Genomic DNA, 3,039 nt, shown 5'->3' with positions numbered 1-3,039 from the left:
CTCGAGGTCGCCGTACGCCTTGCCGCCGATCGTCGCGGTGCCGCTGGTGGCGGTGACGAGGCCGAGCAGCATCCGCAGCGTCGTGGTCTTGCCCGCGCCGTTCGGCCCGAGGAATCCGGTCACCCGGCCGGGTTCGACGGTGAAGTCGAGGTCTGAGACGGCAGCGACGGCGCCGAAGCGCTTGGTCACACCGTCGAAGACGAGGGTCTGTCCTCTGGTCACGGATTCACGCTATCCGGAGAGCGGCGCGGGGTGAATCCTTCCTGATCGGGAGATCCGGCTAGACGGACGCGGTGAGCGCTACGACGAGGGTCGCTGCGAGCAGCACGAGCGTCACCGGCAGCCAGATCGCGCGCTCAACGGCACTGCGCGTGATCGTGTTCAGCGCAACCCCGATCGCGAGCAGCCCGACGATCACCCAGATCGCGACCGGCAGCCAGGCATCCGGAAGCGGCGCCCACACCGGGATGCCGCCGTACCGCGCGACGGCGAGCGCGACACCTGTCCACACCACGGCGCCGACGACGCTGGAGATGCGCAGCCGGGCGGGAAGCACGCCGGGAGTCTGCCCGCCGTAGGCCGCACGGCCCCACGGGGCGCCCGCGGCGAGAGCCACCTGGAAGGCCACGAGGCCCGCGAAGGCGACGAGAGCGACGACGGCTGCGATGAGCGAGAGGGGCACGGTCACGATCATGGCAGTCGCGTCGCGCGGATAGAATCGACCTCGATGATCGACTCGGTTGAGAACGCCACCACCACTCCCGAGCGAGAGCAGCCGTACGCGGCGCTCGGCCTGAAAGCCGACGAGTATCAGCGCATCCGCGACATCCTCGGCCGCCGCCCCACGTCGGGCGAGCTCGCGATGTACTCGGTGATGTGGAGCGAGCACTGCTCCTACAAGTCGAGCAAGGTGCACCTGCGCCAGTTCGGAGCCAAAGTGAGCCCCGAGATGACGAAGAACCTCATGGTCGGCATGGGCGAGAACGCCGGCGTCGTCGACATCGGCGAGGGCTGGGCGGTCACCTTCAAGATCGAAAGCCACAACCACCCGTCGTACATCGAGCCGTTCCAGGGCGCCGCGACCGGCGTCGGCGGAATCGTGCGCGACATCATCTCGATGGGTGCGCGCCCCGTCGCCGTCATGGACGCCCTGCGCTTCGGCGCGATCGACCACCCCGACACCGCCCGCGTCGTTCCCGGCGTGGTGAGCGGCATCTCGTTCTACGGCAACTGCCTGGGCCTGCCGAACATCGGCGGCGAAACCTGGTTCGACCCGGTGTACCAGGCCAACCCGCTGGTCAACGCTCTCGCGGTCGGGGTGCTGCGCCACGAAGACCTGCACCTCGCCAACGCGCGCGGGGCGGGCAACAAGGTCGTGCTCTTCGGGGCGCGCACCGGCGGCGACGGCATCGGCGGAGCATCCATCCTCGCCTCGGACACCTTCAGCGAAGGCGGACCGACGAAGCGCCCCGCCGTGCAGGTCGGCGATCCGTTCGCCGAGAAGGTGCTCATCGAGTGCTGTCTCGAACTCTTCGCGGGTGACCTCGTTGAAGGAATCCAGGATCTCGGCGCGGCGGGAATCTCGTGCGCGACGTCGGAGCTCGCGAGCAACGGTGACGGTGGCATGGCGATCGAACTGGATGCCGTGCTGCTTCGCGACTCCACGTTGAGCCCCGAAGAGATCCTGATGAGCGAGAGCCAGGAGCGCATGATGGCGATCGTGCACCCCGACAAGCTCGATGGCTTCCTCGCGGTCACCGCGAAGTGGGATGTCGAGACCAGCGTGCTCGGCGAGGTCAACGACTCGGGGCGCCTCACGATCACCTGGCGCGGCGAGACGATCGTGGATGTCGACCCCCGCACCGTCGCCGTCGACGGCCCCGTCTACGAGCGACCCATGTCGCGACCGGCATGGATCGACGCGCTCAACGCCGACACGGCATCCGCTCTCGCCCGGCCGTCGTCGGGTGACGAGCTGCGCACCCAGGTGCTGCGACTACTCGGCAGCCCCAACCTCTCCGACAAGGCCTGGATCACCAACCAGTACGACCGCTACGTGCTCGGCAACACCGCACTCTCGACGCCCGACGACGGCGGCATGGTGCGGGTCGACGAGACCACCGGTCTCGGCTTCGCCGTCGCGACGGATGCCAACGGTCGCTACTGCTACCTCGACCCGTACCAGGGGGCGCAACTCGCTCTCGCCGAGGCGTACCGCAACGTCGCCGTCACCGGCGCGACCCCGGTCGCCGTCTCGGACTGCCTCAACTTCGGCAGCCCCGAGAACCCCGAGGTGATGTGGCAGTTCGAACGTGCGGTCACCGGCCTCGCCGACGGCTGCCTCGAAATCGGCATCCCGGTCACCGGCGGCAACGTGTCGTTCTACAACCAGACCGGCGAGGTGCCGATCCACCCGACCCCGGTCGTCGCCGTGCTCGGTGTGATCGACGACGTCGCCCGCCGGGTGCCGTCAGGCTGGCAGGATGCCGGCGACAACCTGTACCTGCTCGGCACGACGTCGCTCGAACTCGACGGTTCGGCCTGGGCCGGCGTCATCCACGGTCATCTCGGAGGACGCCCGCCCACGGTCGACCTCACTCGCGAGAAGGCGCTCGGCGAACTGCTCGCGGCGGCCGCACACGAAGGGCTGTTGAACGCGGCGCACGACCTCGCCGACGGGGGTCTCGCCACAACGCTGACCGACGCGGTGCTGCGATTCGGCATCGGTGCACGGGTGTGGCTCGACGAGATCATGGCGCGGGATGGGGTGGATGCCGCGACCGTCCTGTTCTCGGAGTCGACGGGCCGCGTACTTGTCGCCGTGCCACGCGAAGAAGACGTCAAGTTCACCCGTCTCTGCGAAGGCCGCGGCTACCCGGTGCTGCGCATGGGCGTCACCGACACCGGCGGCGCGCTCGCGGTGCAAGCCCGGTACACAACCCCCCTCGACGAACTGCACACCCCGTCGCGCGGCACCCGGGCCGCGCACTTCGGCCCCGTCGTCGGATATCACCCGCGATAGCTAGTCGACGCCCGGGG

The 3,039-nt window shown here is 69.1% G+C and carries 3 protein-coding genes; 1 reads left to right on the top strand and 2 read right to left on the bottom strand.

The window, feature by feature from the left end:
- Both RMO30_RS12325 and RMO30_RS12320 read right to left on the bottom strand, forming a co-directional pair.
- Window positions 1–222 (bottom strand): ATP-binding cassette domain-containing protein (locus tag RMO30_RS12325; protein ID WP_309713952.1); only part of this gene is annotated, 222 nt, incomplete at its 3' end.
- Between the two features lie 58 nt (window positions 223–280).
- Window positions 281–694 (bottom strand): hypothetical protein, encoded by a 414-nt coding sequence (locus tag RMO30_RS12320; protein WP_309713949.1) that lies wholly within the window; start codon window positions 692–694, stop codon window positions 281–283.
- A 33-nt stretch (window positions 695–727) separates the two neighbouring features.
- On the opposite strand from RMO30_RS12320, the gene purL reads away from it, so the two are divergent.
- On the top strand, window positions 728–3,022 hold the full coding sequence (gene purL, locus RMO30_RS12315) for a phosphoribosylformylglycinamidine synthase subunit PurL (RefSeq protein WP_309713946.1): 2,295 nt from the start codon (window positions 728–730) through the stop codon (window positions 3,020–3,022).
- The last annotated feature ends 17 nt before the right edge of the window (window positions 3,023–3,039 follow it).

The sequence above is a fragment of the Pseudolysinimonas sp. genome (genome assembly GCF_031389465.1).
Classification (GTDB): Bacteria; Actinomycetota; Actinomycetes; order Actinomycetales; family Microbacteriaceae; genus Pseudolysinimonas_A.
This window is presented reverse-complemented; position numbering and strand designations above follow the sequence as displayed.